This window comes from Frateuria aurantia DSM 6220 (assembly GCF_000242255.2).
GTDB lineage: Bacteria > Pseudomonadota > Gammaproteobacteria > Xanthomonadales > Rhodanobacteraceae > Frateuria > Frateuria aurantia.
In genome coordinates this window covers 12,136-29,689 of record NC_017033.1, presented here as the reverse complement: position 1 = coordinate 29,689, position 17,554 = coordinate 12,136, and the positions used below count along the sequence as shown (strand labels likewise).

Genomic DNA, 17,554 nt, shown 5'->3' with positions numbered 1-17,554 from the left:
TTATATGTCTATTTATTTAAATCGTCACCAGGTTGAAAAAGATCAGACAGACAACTCAAACCATATCCGGCCAGAGCAGAGCGGAAAAGTCATGACTCCATCTTTTTATTGAATTAAAAAGATGTCTATACATCTATAACAATCAAGAAAAACATCATGTTTTTCGATTGATCCGGCGCAGCGGCCAACACCTTTCCGGCCAGCCTTCTTGCGCAAAAGACCTCTCCACCTCCGCCTGACAACTCAGTCCGCAGCAGGAAGACCGGCATCATGAACCTCTACCAGACCTCGACCTGTGGATAACTCTCCCGTTTTATACACAAGCTGCTCGCCCACTTCCAGATACCAAGCCCGGAACGGCTCCAGCGCCCGTTGAAGAGGGCCCGGAGAGCCAAAAGCTCCGCAGTTGTCCACATGCCACACCCAGCTTTTCCACAGGAATACTTCGGTCAGCTCAAGGCTCGCTCAGGTATCGATGCTCCTCCCCTCAAGCGCCGGGCATGCACCGGCGCGGAGTATCCGTGACCGAACGGCCTGGCCCCTCCCGCTGGCGCCGTGGCGCTGAACAGACCACAATGATGCGACTTACCTAGTCAGGGCGGTTCATGAAATCCATATCGCTGATTCAATTTCTGATCGAAGCTCGCCGCAAAGGACAACTGAATGCGGAACTGAGCCTGTTGATCGAAGTGGTGGCACGCGCTTGCAAGCGCATCGCCGTGGCTACCGGCAAAGGAGCCCTGGGCGATGTGCTCGGCGGAGCCGGCACCGACAATGTGCAGGGCGAGCACCAGAAGAAACTGGATGTCATCTCCAATGAGATTCTTCTGGAAGCCAATGCCTGGGGTGGCCATCTGGCGGCGTGTGCCTCCGAGGAAATGGAAGATCCACAGCCGATCCCCGATGCCTATCCGAAGGGGCATCATCTGCTGCTGTTCGATCCGCTGGATGGTTCATCCAATATCGACATCAATGTATCGGTCGGTACCATCTTTTCGGTGCTGCGCTGCCCTGATGGTATCTCCCAGGTCGATGCCGAACATTTTCTGCAGCCTGGCGTGGAGCAGCTGGCTGCCGGCTATGTATTGTACGGACCGCGCACCTTGCTGGTACTGACCTTCGGGCATGGCACCCACGAGTTCACCCTGGATCGCGAAATCGGCAGCTTCATCCTGACCCGTCGCGATATACGGATTCCGGAAGAAACCGCTGAATTCGCCATCAACATGTCGAACCAGCGCCATTGGCAACCGCCGATGAAGCGCTACATCCATGAATTGCTGGAGGGCAGCGAAGGTCCTCGTGGCAAGGACTTCAATATGCGCTGGGTCGCCGCGATGGTCGCCGATGTCCATCGCATTCTGACCCGTGGCGGGGTGTTCTATTATCCCCTGGACACAAAGAATCAGGCGCAGGGCGGCAAGCTGCGCCTGCTGTACGAAGCCAATCCGATGGCCTTTCTGGTAGAGCAGGCCGGCGGTGCTGCCACCGACGGCCATCAGCGAATCATGGAACTGCAGCCCACCGGCCTGCATCAGCGCATCCCGGTCTTTCTGGGGTCGCGTGAAGAAATCGAGCTGGTCACCCGTTATCACCAGCAGGATCAGACCTCCAGCTGAAACGGGGCTGGATCGGCGGGGCATGGCCACCCTCTGCGGCCATGCCCCTTCCGGGGAGGCATTCTCGCCCTTGTCCGCCCGGGAAAGCCAGGATACCGGGCTGATTGGGCTGGATACGACGTGTCCACAGTTCACGGCCCGGGCATCGTTGGTATCGATCTTCAGGCTGGCCATGACGGCTGCAGGGTGCAGCTTTCCACCAACACCCTGCAGATCCGCCGCCCCTCCGCAATCTGCCACACCCACCGGCATCGCGGCTCTCGCCTGACCGATCCCCAACTGCTGGCCCAGGCAAAACGATTCCGCCACCACGGTCAGCGCCTTGCGGCCGCCACCTGCCCTCCGATTTCCGCTCCCACAGTATGGGATATGACCGATTGAGATACCGCTGATCCGATGGGCATCGGCAGATGCCGGTCATGCCGGCGGCCGAATCCATCGGCGCTGGCTGAGCAAACCCGCGCCCCACGGCCCATGGCAGCGCTCAGGTTTCTGGTGCCGTTCTGACGGGCGCCTCGACCCTCGCATGTCGAGCTGACAGCGTGTCGCAAAGCGCAGGCAACGTGCGCGGCGGCATGTCCGGACATGTCTGCCTTCAAGATATCGGCCCGCTGCTGCCATGCCCCCCGCCAACCGACTCACCGATACGTGCGGCCAGGCTTCCATGCTGCAGGAAATACCACTGTCCAAAACCATACCACTTCAATTGCATGGCCTGAATGAAGCGACTTGAAAGGGGCATGACACAGCTGCACCCAAAGATATAGATCGATCTAATTTGTTGATATGAAAGCCTTGTCACTGGTATTTCATTGCTATGCCTGGAGCCGTCCAGTCCTTGTGTCGCCTGAAAATATTGTTGCGGCGCGGATGGAACCAGTTCAGGATGGCTTGCTAAGATTCCTCATTTACAAGTGAACGAGTGACCAGCTCTTGCGTACCCAGTCCCCCGTAGTCCAGCTCTCCGACGGCTTCTATCTGAACCGTACGCCCTTGTTCGCATTCGGCCTTCTTTGCTGCCTGTTTTCGCTGTGGGGCTGTGCCATGAGCCTCAATGACGTGCTGATCGGCCAGTTCCGCAAAGCCTTCATGCTGTCCGATTTCCAGTCGGCATTGGTCCAGTTCTCGTTCTACATCAGCTATCTGGTGCTGGCGATACCCGCCGCGATGGTGATCAAGCGATTCAGCTACAAATCCTCGATCCTGACCGGTCTGCTGCTGTATGTCGTCGGCTGCCTGCTGTTCTTCCCTGCGGCCATGCTGGCCCGCTACCAGCTGTTCTTCGTCGCCCTGTTCGTGGTCGCGGCCGGCCTCGTCTTCATCGAGACCGCCGCCGACACCTACTGCACCTTGCTGGGCCCGCCGGGCAAAGGTACCCACCGCCTCAACCTGGCCAGCGCGTTCCAGCCGATCGGCGCGATCCTGGGTTCCAGCATGGGCTCCTGGCTGATCTTCAAGCAGGGTGACCTGTCTCTGGAACAATTGCGGGAAATGCCGGCCAGCCAGGCCTGGCAGCATCAGCTGGCGATGATCCATGCCACCCTCGAACCCTATCGCTATCTGCTGGCCGTGCTGGCGGTGGTCATCATCGCGATCGGTCTGACCCGCTACCCCGCCTGCAAAGGTCCGGATCCTTCACGTGCACAGCGGATGGACACGCTGGGTGCCCTGGGACGTCTGTTCCGCCAGCCCCGCTTTGTGTTCGGCGTGCTGACCCAGTTCCTGTATGTCGGCGCCCAGGTCGGAGTGTGGAGTTTCGTGATCCGTCTGACCATGGGCCTGGGCCATCTCGGCGAACGTCAAGCCTCGATGTATCTGATCGCCTCGTTCGTGGCCTTCTTCGTCGGCAAGCTGATCGCCAATGCCTTCATGCGCCATGCCCGGCCGGCCCAGGTGCTGTTTGTCTATGCCCTGCTGTGCATCGCGGCGCTGGCCTATGCCGTGACCGTGCACAACTTCAGTGCCGTCTACGCCGCCATCCTGGTCAGCGGCCTGCTCGGTCCCTGCTGGCCGACCATCTATGGCCTGACCGTCGACGGGCTGGGTCATGACCGTGCCTATGGCGGATCGGTTCTGGTGATGAGCATCAGCGGCGGTGGCATCGTGCCCTTGCTGCAGGGTTATGTTTCCGACGCCAGCGGCGGCAACATGCAGCTGGCCTACAGCGTGCCGCTGGCCTGCTTCGTGGTCATCGCCGGTTTCGCCGCCTACTGCCGACGTTCACCGGAACTCGCCCGTGGCGAGTTCGCGGATCAGCCGCAATGAGTCACTTCCTGGGCATCGATATCGGCACCCAGAGTACCAAGGCGGTACTGGTGGATGCCTCCGGCAAGCTGCGATCCTCCGCCAGCAAAAGCTATGAAGTGGACCGGCCGGCTCCATTGCATGCCGAACAGTGGCCCGAGGTCTGGTGGCAGGCGGTAGGCCACTGCATCGCTGCCTGTCTCGCGGAGATTGACGAGGAAACCCGTGCCGATATCCGCGGTCTCTGCATCAGCAGCCTCTATGGCGGTTCGGGGATACCGGTGGATGCGGATATGCAGCCTCTGCATCCCTGCCTGATCTGGCAGGATCGACGAGCCGAAGCCGAGGCTGAATGGGTCCGCCAGCATATCGGTCTTGATCGGCTCCAGGCCATCACCGGCAATGGCATCGACAGCTATTACGGTTTCACCAAGATACTGTGGCTGCAGCGACATCGCCCCGATGTCTGGGCGCGAACCCGGTATCTGCTGCCGCCCAACAGCTATATCGCCTGGTGCCTGACCGGCGAGGTGGCCATCGATCACAGCTCGGCCGGCAATATCGGCGGTATCTATGCCATCCATGCACGCACCTGGTCACAGGAGCTGCTGGATGCCATGGATATCCCCGTGGACAAGCTGCCCGGACGGCTCATCGATTCCACCGCCGTGGCAGGCCATCTGCAGACCGAGCTGGCCGAAACGCTGGGCCTGCCTGAAGGTCTGCCGATCCATATCGGCGGCGTCGATGCCGCCATCGCCACCTTCGCCGCCGGTGTGACCCGGCCCGGCCAACACGTGGCCATGCTGGGCACCAGCATGTGCTGGGGCTATATCGATGACAGCGATCAGGCTCCGCAGGGACTGGTCAGCTTTCCCTATGTGCTGGACGGCCGACGCTATCTGTACCGGTTCGGCGGAGCCCTCACCGCCGGTGGCGCCGTCAGCTGGTTCCGCGACCGGTTCTACCGCCCAGAACACCCCGAACTGAGCGAGGCGGAACTGCATCAGCGCATGGAAGCCGAGGCCGCTGCCACGCCGCCCACGGCGGACGGTCTGCTGTTTCTGCCCTATCTGATGGGAGAACGCAGTCCGGTATGGGATGCCCGTGCCAGTGCGGCCTTTGTGGGCCTGGGACTGCAGCATGGCCGAGGCCATCTGTATCGGGCCGTGCTGGAAGGCGTGGCGATGGCCTTGCGCCACAATATCGATGCCGGTACCGGCCCTGACGTCCATCTGGACGAGCGTCTGATCGTTGTCGGCGGCGGTGCCCATTCGGATCTGTGGATGCAGATCATCGCCGATGTCACCCAGCGCGATGTCTATACCATTGCAGAGCAGGTCGAAGCCGCGCTGGGAGCAGCCCTGCTGGCCGGCATCGGCGCCGGCGAGGTCAGTGCCGAGGCCATCCATGGTGGCTGGATCCATCTGCAGCGACGGGCCTCTCCGCAAACCGCCCACGCTTCGCGCTATCAGGCCCTCTTCGAGCTGTACCGCGAGCTCTACCCGGTGCTCAGGCCGCTGCAGCATCGCTTGCAGAAGCTGGGCGGCGCCAATTGACACCCTGACCAGGTTGCCGGCATGGCCTGGATTGACTCCATGCGGCCGGCAACCGGACCACGGCCCATGTGCCTGCGCCGACATCGACGGTGTCCGCCAGGTCCGGCGGCGCATGACCGGAGCATCATGATCGAGCCGGGATATCAGCCAATGCATCCCTTGTCGTCAGACACTCCGGCCATGATGGCCGCCAGCGATCAGGCCGACGGCTTTGCTGCCCGTGTCCGCTTGGGTGTCGATTCGGCAGCGCTCTTGGCCGAGGCCTGATCAGGTTCGCCGGCCTTGTCCGTTTTCACCTTGCGGCGTCTGGTGGCCGTTTTGACCGCAGCCGTCTCGCTCCTGGCCGCCTCGGCATCACGTACCGCCTTGCGGCGGCTGCCGTAAGGCAGCAGCGGCTGTCCCAGAGGACGCCAGGCATGACCATGACCGATTGCCAGCAGGGTGTCGGCCGCCGACGGACCGGCACTGCCCGAGGCGTAGTTGGGAAAGTCCATGGCCGGACTCTTGGCCCAGGCCTCGAGTATGGGCTGTACCGCCTTCCAGCAGGCCTCGACCATGTCAGCGCGCTGGAACAGCGTCGCATCACCCAGCATGCAGTCGTACAACAGGGTCTCGTAACCGACATTGGATTCACTGGGGAACCAGTCGGCATACTTGAAGTCCATCCGAACCGGAGCCAGCGCCATCTTGGGTCCCGGTTTTTTCACGTCGAACTGCAGGGAAATGCCCTCGTCCGGCTGAATCTGCAGGACCAGCCAGTCGGGACCGAAAGCATCCACTCCCGAGCTGCGGAAGGAGGCGATCGGCGCCGATTTGAAACGGATCGCGATCTCGGTGGTCCGTCGACCCATATGCTTGCCGGTGCGCAGATAGAACGGCACCCCGGCCCAGCGCCAGGTATCCACATTCACTTTCAAGGCGACATAGGTTTCAGTGGCCGATTCCGGCGACACGTTCGGCTCGTCCCGATAGGCCCGGCTCAAGGTCTGGTTGACAGCGCCGGCACCGTACTGGCCACGTACCGCATCCGCCGGCTCGATCGGCCGGATCGCCTCGATCACCTCGGCCTTGCGCTGGCGGATGGCTTCGGCGTCAAACGAGGAAGGCGCCTCCATCGCGACCATCGCCAGCAGCTGGAACAGATGGTTGGGGACCATGTCGCGCAGACAGCCGGTCTGCTCGTAGAAGGCACCGCGACCTTCCACCCCGACCGTTTCAGCCGCCGTGATCTGCACATGGTCGATGCGGTCGCGGTTCCAGCTGGGTTCGAACAGACCGTTGGCGAAGCGGAACGCCAGAATGTTCTGCACGGTCTCCTTGCCAAGAAAATGATCGATGCGGAAGATCTGGTCCTCGCGCAGCACCTTCCCGATCCGTGCATTGAGGGACATGGCCGAAGCCAGATCGTGCCCGAACGGCTTTTCGATCACCACCCGCCGCCAGCCACCGACGCTTGCCTCGTCGGCCAGGCCGGCAGCGCCCAGCCGGTCGATGATTTCGCCGAAAAAACGTTCCGGAGTGGCCAGGTAAAACAGCACGTTCGGCGCAATGCCGTACTGGCTGGCCAGTCTGGGCAATTGTTCCGCCAGGTTCCGGTAGGTGTCCTCCGCCAGAAAGTCGCCCGCTACGTAATGCATCGAGTCGGTCAACCGCGACCAGGCCTTGTCATCGAGCTCCTGCAACTGCAACTCGATATTGCGGGTGGCCACGAAACTCTTCATCGAGGCATGCAGATTGTTCAGCCAGGTCTCCACGCCGATATCGGCACCGTCGACACTGAGCACCGCGAACTGTTCCGGCAGCAGGCCGTTGCGGCTGAGGTTGTACAAGGCCGGTACCACCAGCCGCTTGGTCAGGTCGCCGCCGCCACCGAAGATCACCATGATGCAGGGATCCGGCTTGCGATCCGGCAGGGCACTGTCGCCAGCGGCCGCCGCATGGGCGTGGGAAGGGGCTATTGCAGGATCAGCCATCACGAGTTCCTTGAGATGAGTAGAGACAGGCAGCAGATACATTCAATCGCATCCATCATGTCGCCGGTGGTGGCGTTGCGCCGGTGGCCTTGCCGGCCTCCGCTTCCGCCAGCCTGAAGGCGGCATGGACCAGAGCCACGTGGGAAAAAGCCTGCGGGAAATTGCCCAGCTGGCGCTGCGACACGGGATCATATTCTTCGGCCAGCAGACCGACGTCATTGCAGAGCCCCACCAGCCGTTCGAACCAGGCCCTGGCTTCGGTGATCCGGCCCTGCAGGACGTAATTCTCGACCAGCCAGAAGCTGCAGGCCAGAAAGGCACCTTCTCCGCCTTGCAGGCCATCGACACCATCGCCGGTGTCGTAACGCATGACCAGCCCGCCACGGACCAGTCGCTGCTCGATGGCGGCCACCGTGGCTCGCATGCGTGGATCGGTGGCCTCGACAAAACCTACCAGCGGTGCCAGCAACAAGCTGGCATCCAGCGCCCGGCTGCCAAAGGACTGCACGAAATGGCCATCTTCGGAATCCACGCCCTTCTGGAGCACTTCCTTCCGGATACGGTCAGCCAGAGCCGCCCATCGCGTCCGATGATGGGCCGCGACCGGGCGCGGACTGTCAGCCGCCTGGCGAAAGGCCAGCCAGGTCATGATCCGGGAATGGGTGAAACACCGGGGTTCGCCGCGAATTTCCCACAGGCCCTCGTCCGGCTGCTGCCATATTGCTTCGAGGTGCAACATGAAGGACAGGCCGAGGCCGTCGTCACTGTCAGCCGATGCCGTCTCCGTCTCGCCGGTCACCGCCAGAATCCCGACCAGCTCGCCGAAAATATCCAGCTGCAATTGGGATGCCGCCGCATTGCCGACACGAACCGGTCTGGAATCCTCATAGCCCGGCAGCCAGGACAATTCATATTCATCAAGCCGCCGTTCGCCGGCCAGGCCATACATCACCTGCAGCTGCTCGGGACGGCCGGCCACGGCACGCCGGACCCATTCGCGCCAGGCCATGGCTTCATCGCGATAACCGGCTTTCAGCAAAGCCGACAAGGTCAGACTGGCATCGCGGATCCAGCAGTACCGGTAGTCCCAGTTGCGGGCGCCTCCCAGCTGTTCCGGCAATGAGGTGGTGGCCGCGGCGACGATACCGCCGGTCGGCAGATAACTCAGGCCCTTCAGCGTCACCAGCGAGCGACTGACCAGATCGCTCCACTCGCCGGCCCGTCGGCAGACCGACGACCAGCCGTGCCAGAAGGCCTCGGTCAGCTCCAGTTCGCGTCCGGCCTGCAGCGGAGCCGGCACCTCCCAATGCGATGCGTCATAGCCCAGCACCAGTGCGCGGACTTCACCGGCAGCCACCTCGAAGCGGGCCAGCATGGCTGCATCCTCGATCTCGACCTGATCGGCCCCGCGCAGCACCAGCCGATGCGGTCCGGCCACGGCGGTGACGGCACCGCAGCCCATCCGTCGCACGGCAGGCACGACACGACCATAGTCGAAACGCGGCAACAGCCGGCTGAGCAGTTCAACCCGGCCTTCGATGCCTTCGACCAGGCGGATCACGCTGGCGCTCTCCGCCGGATCCCCGGCCGGCTGGCGCTCCCGGCTGGGCATGAAGTCGATTACCCGGACCCGTCCGGTCTCGCAGACCCACAGGGTTTCCAGTACCAGGCTGCCATCGCGGTACTGGCGACTGGCCTGGGCTGGCCGGGTCGGTTGCAGCGACCAGTGGCCATGGCGGTCATCGCCCAGCAAGGCCGCGAAACAGGCCTCCGCGTCGAAGCGAGGCAGACACAGCCAGTCGATCACGCCATGCCGGCTGACCAGGGCGGCGCTGCGGCAGTTGCCGATCATTGCATAGTCTTCGATCGAGCCTGCCATCGCGGCCTTCCTCCAAAGCTATCCCGGATCACCTCATGCCCGGGTGCGAGCCTGGGACATGAGGTCGCATCATACGCCCGATCGCGGGCCGGTTCCTGCTGGCACCTGAATTGCCGCCGCCAGCAGCAGAGCCAGGCCATGTCGAACCGCACTTGGTAAGCCCCGGCGTAGGCGCTAAGGTCAAGGGCTTGTCCTGCTGACTGGCTCCCATACCCATGAATCTTCGCCGTTCCCTGCTCGCTGTCGCCTGCGCGCTCAGCCCCGGCCTGTTGCTGGCCAGCCCCGCTCAGGATCCCCGCATCGCCCCGCTGCTGACCGAACTTGGCAAGGCTCGTCATATCGGTGCCGTGGCGATCTCGCCCGATGGCCGGCATCTTGCCTGGGTGATCAATGAACATGGCCAAGACAGTATCCAGCTGGCCGATGCCGAGGGACAGCACGTGCATCACATCGGTGCCGGGAACACTCCAGCCGAATGCGCTGAAAAAGGCATCGCCTGGAATCCGGATTCGACCCGGCTTGCCTTTCTGTCCCGCTGCGGAGACCCGGCACATGCTCAGGACGATATCTACAGCGTGGATATCCGCCAGCCCGACAGTCCCCACCGCTGGACCCACCTGCACGGCTATGTCAGCAGCCTGAGCTGGGCGCCTGACGGGCGTCATCTCGGTTTTCTGTATGTCGCCGGAGCCAGCCGTGTCGCCAGCGCGCTGGCGGCCGCCAAGCCCGCGGAAGGCGAGATCGGCGTGGATGGCCTGGAAGTGCAGCAGGTGATGAGCCTGGACACGGCCACAAGCCATCTGCAGGCGCTGACCGCCGCGACCAGCTATGCCTATGAATTCAGCTGGGCACCCGCCAGCGACCGCATTGCGTATACCGCCGCCCCGCCCCCGGGCGACAACAACTGGTGGGTGGCCAGGCTGTACACCGCACCGGCCCATGCTGGCGGGCAGCCACGGCTGGTGCTTGATTCGTCGACCGATACCTCGTCCCTGCACGGCCTGCAGATCGCGCTGCCGCGCTGGTCACCCGATGGTCGGCAGCTGGCCTTTGTCGGCGGTCTGATGAGCGACCAGGGCTTTACCGGCGGCGATATCTACGAGGTCGCCGCCACCGGCGGGAAGGTGATCGACACCATGACCGGCAGCCATCTGACGGCCAACTGGTTCCAGTGGCAGGGCAACCGCCAGCTGCTGATCAACGGCATGGTCAATGGCCATGCCCAGGTGACCCGTGGTCGGCTTGAGGCTTCCGGAGCCCTGCAATGGCAGCCGCTGTTCACCCTGGCAGCCTCGATCGGTGACGGCAGCGCCGTGGGCGGCCTGTCGCTGTCGGCGGATGGCCATCATCTGGCCTATATCCAGAGCGACTTCGACCATGCCTGGGAGGTTCATGCCGGACCCTTGTCCAGTACTCCGCCGCCCGCGGTCACAGCCTACAACAGCCAGCTCCGACCGGCCTGGGGCCAGGCGCGCTCGGTGGAATGGGACAACGAGGGCCAGCATGTCCAGGGCTGGCTGCTGTATCCGGCCGGCTATGATCCGAACAAGCACTATCCAATGGTGGTCAGCATCCACGGCGGCCCTTCCGGTGCGGTCCTGCCGGCATGGCCAAGTGTCGGCTACGGTGCGGCGCCGCTGGCCGCGCTGGGCTATTTCGTGCTGATGCCGAATCCTCGCGGCAGCTACGGCGAGGGCGAATCCTTCGTCCAGGCCAACCGCAAGGACTTCGGCCATGGTGATCTGCGCGACATCCTGGCGGGTGTGGATCAGGTCGAAAAGCTGGTCCCGGTAGACGACCAGCGCCTGGGCGTGACCGGCTGGAGCTATGGCGGCTACTCGACGATGTTCGCCGTGACCCAGACCCATCGCTTCAAGGCCGCCGTGGCCGGTGCCGGCATTGCCGACTGGCAGAGCTATTACGGCGAGAACTTGATCGACCAGTGGATGAAACCCTTCTTCGGTGCCAGCGTCTATGACGATCCGGCCGTCTATGCCAAGAGCTCACCGATCAGTTTCATCAAGCAGGTGACCACCCCGACCTTGGTCGTGGTCGGCGATCGCGATGCCGAGTGTCCGGCACCGCAGTCCTTCGAATTCTGGCATGCCCTGCGCGCCCTGAAGGTGCCGACCAGCCTGGTGGTCTACCCTGGCGAAGGCCATCATTTCGTCAATCCGCAGCATCAGCGCGATGTGCTGCAGCGGGCGCTGGAATGGTTCCAGCGTTATCTGCCTGCCAGCCACTGAACGCCATCGCCCGGGGCCGGAAGGCTCCGGGCGGCTTGCATGCCATGTCCTGTCACCGAACAGGCTTGACCTTGCCCTATGTGTATGGTTGTATTGATACACATGGATGCATCACTTCTCATCATTCAACCGACGGCTTCGGATCCGATCTATCGACAGATCGTGGATCAGTTGCGGCGGCTGATTGCCAGTGGCCAGCTGGTCAGCGGTGAAACGCTGCCATCGGTCCGGGAAGTCGCCGGTTTCCACGCCATCAATCCCATGACTGTCTCGCGCGCTTACGGCCTGGCTGAATCCGAAGGCCTGCTGGAGCGCCTGCGCGGCAAGGGCATGGTGGTTGCTGCACGCCGCGGGGGCGGCGACAGCGAAGCCGAACGTCTGCGATTGCTGGAGCCGGCCCTGCTCGATCTGAGCCGCAAGGCGCAGGAGCTGGAGCTGGCCGCCGCCCCCGTACTGGAACGGTTGCAGCAATTGCTCGGCACTCCATAAGCCCATTCCGGGCCGTGCCGGTCTGACCGCCGGTACGGTCCATTCGTCACGCAGGTGTCCAGGGAACCACTGTCATGACCGCCATCGTTGAAGCACACGCCGCCTATGCCATGCAGGCTCTGGACCTGAGCCAGGCCTATGCAGGACACACCGTGCTGGATCGACTGAAGCTCATTGTCGAACCGGGGCAGGTACTGGGTCTGGTCGGTCGCAACGGTGCAGGCAAATCCACCCTGCTGCGACTGCTGCTGGGCCTGACCCAGCCTCAGACAGGCCAGGCCTGGGTGTTTGGCGACCCGGCGCTCAAGCTGTCCGATGCCGTCAAACAGCGCATCAGCTATGTGCCCCAGCAGCCCGACGCCATGGCCTGGCTCAGTGCCGGCCAGTTGATGGACTTTGTCGGCCGCTTCTATCCCCGCTGGGATGCGGCCTATGCGCAAGACACCCTGCAGCGCTGGAACATCGACACCAACAAGCTGATGGCCAAGCTGTCGCCCGGCGAGCGCCAAAGGGTCGATCTGGTGCGGGCACTGGCCTCGCAGCCGGAGCTGCTGGTACTGGACGAACCGGCCGCCGCGCTGGATCCGGTCGCACGCCGCGAACTGCTGCGCGAGATCGCCCTGCGCGCCGGCGAAGCCGGCACCACAGTCGTGTTTTCCACCCATATCGTCTCCGACCTGGAACGGGTCGCCTCGCATATCGCCTTTCTGCACCAGGGCCGGCTGCTGCTGCACTGCCCGGTCGATGACACCAAGGAACGCTACGCCCGGCTGTGGCTGCCGCCGCGCTTCGCAAGCGTGATCGGCGAGATCCCGGCGCTCAGCCATCGACGCCATGCCGATGGCAGCAGCAGCCTGGTGATCGAATGTGACGAAGACCAGCACTGGCATCAGGCCGTGACGCTGGAAGGTGCACGACTCGATGTGCTGGGACTGGAGGATCTGTTTGTGGAGATCGCCGAATGAATGCCGTGCTCGACCGGATCCTGCCGCTACGGGCCGTCCGCCCCTGGCGGGCCCGCTTCGGCATCGGCTTGTGGTTGTGCGGTCTGATCTCGACCCTGGTCCTGCTGACCATCTTTCATGGCATGGATCAGCACGGCGCATCAGTGGCTGGATTTTGGCTTGCACTGTACTGCGCGGAGCTGCTTTTCGCATGGTGTATATTTCCTTCAGCCACCCTGCTTCTGGCACTGGACAGCCATCGCCTGCGCATTCCAGGCGCCGCCCTCAAGACGTTCTCGACTTTGCTATGGCTGGCCTTGCTGTGCATCGTTCCAGCATCCGTGGCATTTTATTTTGCAGGTATATCCATATGGACATCCTCGCTTTCCATTGCCTGCGCCATCATGGTCGGATTGACCGCACTGTGGGTGCCCCGATGGATATTCGTGATCGGCTGCTGGACACCTTCTCTCATCGGTAGAAGCGTCTATCTCAAGGACCATATGTCCTTGGAGCATACCTCTGAGATGAACACCTGTCTTGGCGTCCTGCTGCTGGCCCTACTGGCAGTCTGCATCGGATTCGCCCGGCATTATTTCCGCTATGGCATGCCGGACTCAGGGCTGAAAGCCCCTATGATTCTGCAATTGCGCAGCTCCAACTACAGCTGGTCTGGCATCGGCAGCAAACAGAACCTGGCCCTGACCTGGAAATGGATGCAACCCAGAACCGACATTCGTCGCGGTGGTCCGCATCGTCCCGTCTACAGTCTGCGTATCCTGCTGGGAGGCGCCTTCAATCCGGTGCATTGGAACTACTACCTCAAACTCATCGGTTTCATCGCCATCTACCCTGCCCTGTTCATGGTGTTCACCTCGCTACTGCACTCCAAGGATCTCTCCGAATTGGGCCAAGCATTCTTCATCGGCACCATCTACGGACTTTTTGGCTCCGGGATAACAATGATCGCCATCTATAATGCGGTATCACCGGGACTGACCGTACGCCGGCGATGGCGCCAGGACAGCAGCGAACTCGCGCTGATGGCCTTGTTGCCTGGACTGGGCCAATCCGACACGACATCGCTCAACGTGCTGCGCACCCTGACATTCAGCAAGCCGGCCTGGGTGCTGGCGGCGGCTCTGTTGTTCGATCTGGTCATCGCCTGCCTGCATCCGCTCTATCTCTCCTCTGCGGGACTGATCGCTCTGATCCTGCTGACGGGCTATGCAGCAGGCATTGTCGGCGCGCTCTATCCGATCACCCATTGCGCGGAATTGAACAAGACGCACCGCTGGCTGGCCAGTCTCGGCGCGATCCTGGTGTTTTGCCTCGGCTACAGTACGCCGATCATACTGATGGGTACCACAGATGTCGCCGATACCCGCACCTGGACTTATCCACTGATGCTTGTGGATATCCTGGCCCAGCTGGCCGCCATCCTGATCCTGATCATCGTGGCCTGTCGCTGCTGGCAACGCCTGCAAGCCATGCCGCACCCCTTCCTGGCACGCTGAAACCTGGCGATTGCGCCATGCCGGCCCCCGGCTTAAGCTCGCCGGGGTTCGCACAGGCACAAGGTGGCAGGCAGGATGAAGATCATCGATCGCTGGCTTCAGGGCTGGGCCTGGACAGTGGCCCCTCGCGAACTGCATCGCCCTCAGGTGATCCCGCGTATTCGCATCGTGCTGGGTGGTCTGATCATGCCGCTGACTGCCATCTCCTGGTGCAAGCGCCTCGCTTTGCTGCTGCTGCCAGTTCTTGTGCTGCTGGCTGTGGGTATCATCACGGGCCGACCGGCAGGCGGCGAGTACGGTCACCTGCTGAGCCAGATCTGGAACGACTGGGCTGGCGGACTCACCACCGGCTGGGTCCAGCTCGGCAGTCTCGGCCTGGTCGGCATGACCGCCCTGCAACTGCGTCGACACTGGCAGGCACCAGATCACGGCCTGGGCACGCTGGCCCTGCTGCCGGGGCTGGGCACGGCCCCGCAGATCCATCGCGACCTGCTCCGTGCCGCCATCCTGCCGCCGCTGCGCTGGCTGCTGGCTCTGGGCCTGCTGGAGCTGATCGCCAGCATCACCGCCTCGCGTGGCGCGCTGGCGGCTCTGCTGGTCTTCGCCAACGTGTTCGGCAATACGCTGACCCTGATCACTCTGGCGCTGTATACCTTCAGCGGCCGCCGGTTGCCGCCTCTGGCACTGGGCCTGATCCTGGCCAGTCTGGCCCTGCTCAGCCTGCTGGGCTTTGCCCTGCCCGACTGGCTCAGCCATGGCGGCATGGTTGCCGCAGCCGCCGGCATACCTTTCTTTGGTCTGCTGTGGATCAGCCATTACGGCGCCATGGCCTGGATGGTACTGATGGGCTGGGCCAATCTGTTCGATCGACCGCATCCATTTCTGCCCAGCCCCTGAGTCCACCAACTGTCCACAGGCTTGCCCACAGCTTTTCCACTAATATTGGCCCATTCATCCACAATCGGCCGTTGGGCCGTTCCAGATCCGGATTTCTGCTGTCTGTCGGGAGCTTTATTGCCGTCAGGCTGTGGACAACTTCAGCCTCCCGCCACCACTGCACCTGCTGATCCGCACTGACAGCCCGCCGTCATCAGCCGAGGCGCGAACGGCATCTAGGCAGCATGCGAAACGCCGACATGCATAAAGTCGTCGTTTCCTTGCCATCTAAAGGCCGTCAACATGAACCGACATACCTGGTGCCCATCCGGCAGAACAGGGGCGGGAAAGGATGCACGGGCGCCCCGGATCACGTCTGAAACAGATCACCCTGAGGCGAACGTTTGCGCGGTGGCAGGAAAGCCGAGGTATTGAGCACCAGCGCCGCCCTGTCGAGCAGTCCATGCTGACGCATGGCGACCTCGAAACGACGTCGTATCAGCTGCGCAAACAGGCCCTGGCCCTGCATGCGATGCCGGAAATCGCTGTCGTAATCCCTACCGGCGTGCAGCTGCTGGATCAGACTCATGACATGCGATGCCCGTTGCGGGTAATGCCGGGCCAGCCACTCACGGAACAGGCCCTTCAACTCATGCGGCAGCCGGATCGTGCTGTAGCCCGCGCTGTCGGCGCCGGCCTCGGCCGCCTTCTCGATGATGGCTTCGATATCACGATCATTCACTGCGGGAATGATGGGCGAAACCAGCACCCCGACCGGAATGCCGGCCCGGGCCAGCTTCCTGATGGCCTGGATCCGCCGGTGCGGGGCACTCGCGCGCGGTTCAAGTCTTGCGGCCAGACGGTTGTCCAGAGTGTTCACCGAGATGAAGACCCGCACCCCGTCAAACGCAGCCAGCTGCCGCAGCAGATCCAGGTCCCGCTCCACCATCGCGTTCTTGGTGACGATGGTGCATGGATGCCGGCACTCGACGAGCAGTTGCAGAATCTCGCGTGACAAGCCCCATTGCCTCTCGATCGGCTGGTAGGGATCGGTATTGCTGCCCATATTGATGGGGCTGGGCCGGTACCCCGATCTGGCGAGCTCTTTTCGCAATACCTCGGCCAGACCCGTCTTTGCTGTCAGCCGGGTTTCGAAATCCAGACCCGGTGAAAGATCGAGATAGGCGTGGGACGGACGTGCGTAGCAATAGGCACAGCCATGCTCGCAGCCCCGATAGGGGTTGATCGCCTGATCGAAGGGAACATCGGGAGAATCATTGCGGCTGATCGCTGACCGTGGTGTCTCGATGGTGACCCGGGTGGCGACCTGCTCCGGCTGCGGGCTCTCACCGTCCCCGGGCCAGCCGTCATCCTCGGCATGATAATGGCGCTGCTCGAATCGTCCGGCCGGGTTGGTGACCAGCCCTCGGCCACGGACCAGCGGCTTGGGTGTCGGCTTGTCATTCATCCGCCCATGATAGAAGTTCGAAGTCGCAGAACCTGAGACGCCGAGACGCGTGGCAGGCATTCCGTTCCTGCCGCACCGCCGGCCCTGACCAAGCCGGACGCCCCTCCGGCACCCTCCCACATTGACCCGGGCAGCCATGACAGCTACAGTACATGCAATCCCAACCGCCACGCCAACCGGCGAAAAGCTCGCTGGTCCATCGCAAGGAGTCGGCCCCATGTCCCGGATCAACACCCATTCCCTGGTATCCCTCAGCCTCGCCAGCGCCGAACGGCTATGCGACCTGGCGATCGATGCGGCCCACCATCACCAGACCCTGATCAGTGTCGCCGTCGTCGATGCCAGCGGTCAATTGCTGGCCTTCCGCCGCATGGATGCCGCCATACTGGTATCGATTGATGTCTCCATCGGCAAGGCCCGCACCGCCGCACATATCGGCAAGCCGGCAACGGTATTCGAGCAGATGATCAACCAGGGCCATCCTGCCCTGCTTTCCATCAACGGCCTGACACCGCTGGCAGGTGGCCTTCCGGTCATCCTGGAGGAAGTCGTGATCGGCGCCATCGGCATCAGCGGTGCCAGTGGAGAGGTCGATGAAGCCATCGCTTCGCAGGCCGTGCAGGCCTTGAGCGCCGTACCGTCATAAACGGGGAGGACGACGATTCGGCATCAGAACCTCTGATGCGATCGGCATATGGATCACATCACCTTATCATGCATAAACATGGGAACCACCAGGA

The 17,554-nt window shown here is 62.7% G+C and carries 11 protein-coding genes and 1 pseudogene; 9 read left to right on the top strand and 3 right to left on the bottom strand.

Annotation, left to right across the window (positions count from 1 at the left end):
* Positions 1-605: 605 nt before the first annotated feature.
* The 3 genes from FRAAU_RS00110 (at position 606) to FRAAU_RS00100 (ending at position 5,422) form a co-directional block, all read left to right on the top strand.
* Positions 606-1,619, top strand: a complete 1,014-nt coding sequence (locus FRAAU_RS00110) for a class 1 fructose-bisphosphatase (protein WP_014401541.1) — start codon at positions 606-608, stop codon at positions 1,617-1,619.
* A gap of 933 nt (positions 1,620-2,552) precedes the next feature.
* Complete coding sequence (gene fucP, locus FRAAU_RS00105; RefSeq protein WP_014401540.1) at positions 2,553-3,884, top strand: L-fucose:H+ symporter permease; 1,332 nt, start codon at positions 2,553-2,555, stop codon at positions 3,882-3,884.
* Positions 3,881-5,422, top strand: coding sequence for an FGGY-family carbohydrate kinase (locus FRAAU_RS00100; protein WP_014401539.1), 1,542 nt, complete (start codon positions 3,881-3,883; stop codon positions 5,420-5,422). Before fucP ends, FRAAU_RS00100 begins: the two co-directional genes overlap by 4 nt.
* A gap of 197 nt (positions 5,423-5,619) precedes the next feature.
* On the opposite strand, the gene zwf is transcribed toward FRAAU_RS00100, so the two are convergent.
* Together zwf and FRAAU_RS00090 are read right to left on the bottom strand one after the other, a co-directional pair.
* Complete coding sequence (zwf, locus tag FRAAU_RS00095) at positions 5,620-7,305, bottom strand: glucose-6-phosphate dehydrogenase (RefSeq protein ID WP_245546494.1); 1,686 nt, start codon at positions 7,303-7,305, stop codon at positions 5,620-5,622.
* Between the two features lie 145 nt (positions 7,306-7,450).
* Positions 7,451-9,277: pseudogene (locus FRAAU_RS00090) on the bottom strand (glycoside hydrolase family 15 protein); the annotation flags it as partial.
* A 212-nt stretch (positions 9,278-9,489) separates the two neighbouring features.
* On the opposite strand from FRAAU_RS00090, the gene FRAAU_RS00085 reads away from it, so the two are divergent.
* The 5 genes from FRAAU_RS00085 to FRAAU_RS00065 all read left to right on the top strand — a co-directional run bounded on the left by FRAAU_RS00085 (position 9,490) and on the right by FRAAU_RS00065 (position 15,367).
* Entirely contained in the window at positions 9,490-11,520 is a 2,031-nt protein-coding gene (locus FRAAU_RS00085) for a S9 family peptidase (RefSeq protein ID WP_014401535.1), read from the top strand.
* Between the two features lie 102 nt (positions 11,521-11,622).
* The gene (locus FRAAU_RS00080; protein ID WP_014401534.1) at positions 11,623-12,009 is read left to right on the top strand and encodes a GntR family transcriptional regulator; all 387 of its coding nucleotides are present in this window, start codon (positions 11,623-11,625) and stop codon (positions 12,007-12,009) included.
* Positions 12,010-12,083: 74 nt separating this feature from the next.
* Entirely contained in the window at positions 12,084-12,974 is an 891-nt protein-coding gene (locus tag FRAAU_RS00075; protein ID WP_014401533.1) for an ABC transporter ATP-binding protein, read from the top strand.
* Positions 12,975-13,096: 122 nt separating this feature from the next.
* Entirely contained in the window at positions 13,097-14,470 is a 1,374-nt protein-coding gene (locus FRAAU_RS00070) for a hypothetical protein (protein ID WP_156803285.1), read from the top strand.
* 75 nt (positions 14,471-14,545) lie between these two features.
* Positions 14,546-15,367: a hypothetical protein gene (locus tag FRAAU_RS00065; RefSeq protein WP_014401531.1), complete on the top strand. Its 822-nt coding sequence runs from the start codon at positions 14,546-14,548 to the stop codon at positions 15,365-15,367.
* A gap of 349 nt (positions 15,368-15,716) precedes the next feature.
* On the opposite strand, the gene FRAAU_RS00060 is transcribed toward FRAAU_RS00065, so the two are convergent.
* Entirely contained in the window at positions 15,717-16,814 is a 1,098-nt protein-coding gene (locus FRAAU_RS00060) for a PA0069 family radical SAM protein (protein ID WP_041270290.1), read from the bottom strand.
* 217 nt (positions 16,815-17,031) lie between these two features.
* On the opposite strand from FRAAU_RS00060, the gene FRAAU_RS00055 reads away from it, so the two are divergent.
* The gene (locus tag FRAAU_RS00055) at positions 17,032-17,460 is read left to right on the top strand and encodes a GlcG/HbpS family heme-binding protein (protein ID WP_014401529.1); all 429 of its coding nucleotides are present in this window, start codon (positions 17,032-17,034) and stop codon (positions 17,458-17,460) included.
* The last annotated feature ends 94 nt before the right edge of the window (positions 17,461-17,554 follow it).

Coding starts and splice junctions, on each gene's coding strand:
- FRAAU_RS00110 (WP_014401541.1), top strand. CDS start 606: ATGAAATCCATATCGCTGATTCAATTTCTGATCGAAGCTCGCCGCAAA.
- FRAAU_RS00075 (WP_014401533.1), top strand. CDS start 12,084: ATGACCGCCATCGTTGAAGCACACGCCGCCTATGCCATGCAGGCTCTG.
- FRAAU_RS00085 (WP_014401535.1), top strand. CDS start 9,490: ATGAATCTTCGCCGTTCCCTGCTCGCTGTCGCCTGCGCGCTCAGCCCC.
- zwf (WP_245546494.1), bottom strand. CDS start 7,305: ATGGTGATCTTCGGTGGCGGCGGCGACCTGACCAAGCGGCTGGTGGTA.
- FRAAU_RS00080 (WP_014401534.1), top strand. CDS start 11,623: ATGGATGCATCACTTCTCATCATTCAACCGACGGCTTCGGATCCGATC.
- FRAAU_RS00100 (WP_014401539.1), top strand. CDS start 3,881: ATGAGTCACTTCCTGGGCATCGATATCGGCACCCAGAGTACCAAGGCG.
- FRAAU_RS00055 (WP_014401529.1), top strand. CDS start 17,032: ATGTCCCGGATCAACACCCATTCCCTGGTATCCCTCAGCCTCGCCAGC.
- FRAAU_RS00070 (WP_156803285.1), top strand. CDS start 13,097: ATGGATCAGCACGGCGCATCAGTGGCTGGATTTTGGCTTGCACTGTAC.
- FRAAU_RS00060 (WP_041270290.1), bottom strand. CDS start 16,814: ATGAATGACAAGCCGACACCCAAGCCGCTGGTCCGTGGCCGAGGGCTG.
- FRAAU_RS00065 (WP_014401531.1), top strand. CDS start 14,546: ATGAAGATCATCGATCGCTGGCTTCAGGGCTGGGCCTGGACAGTGGCC.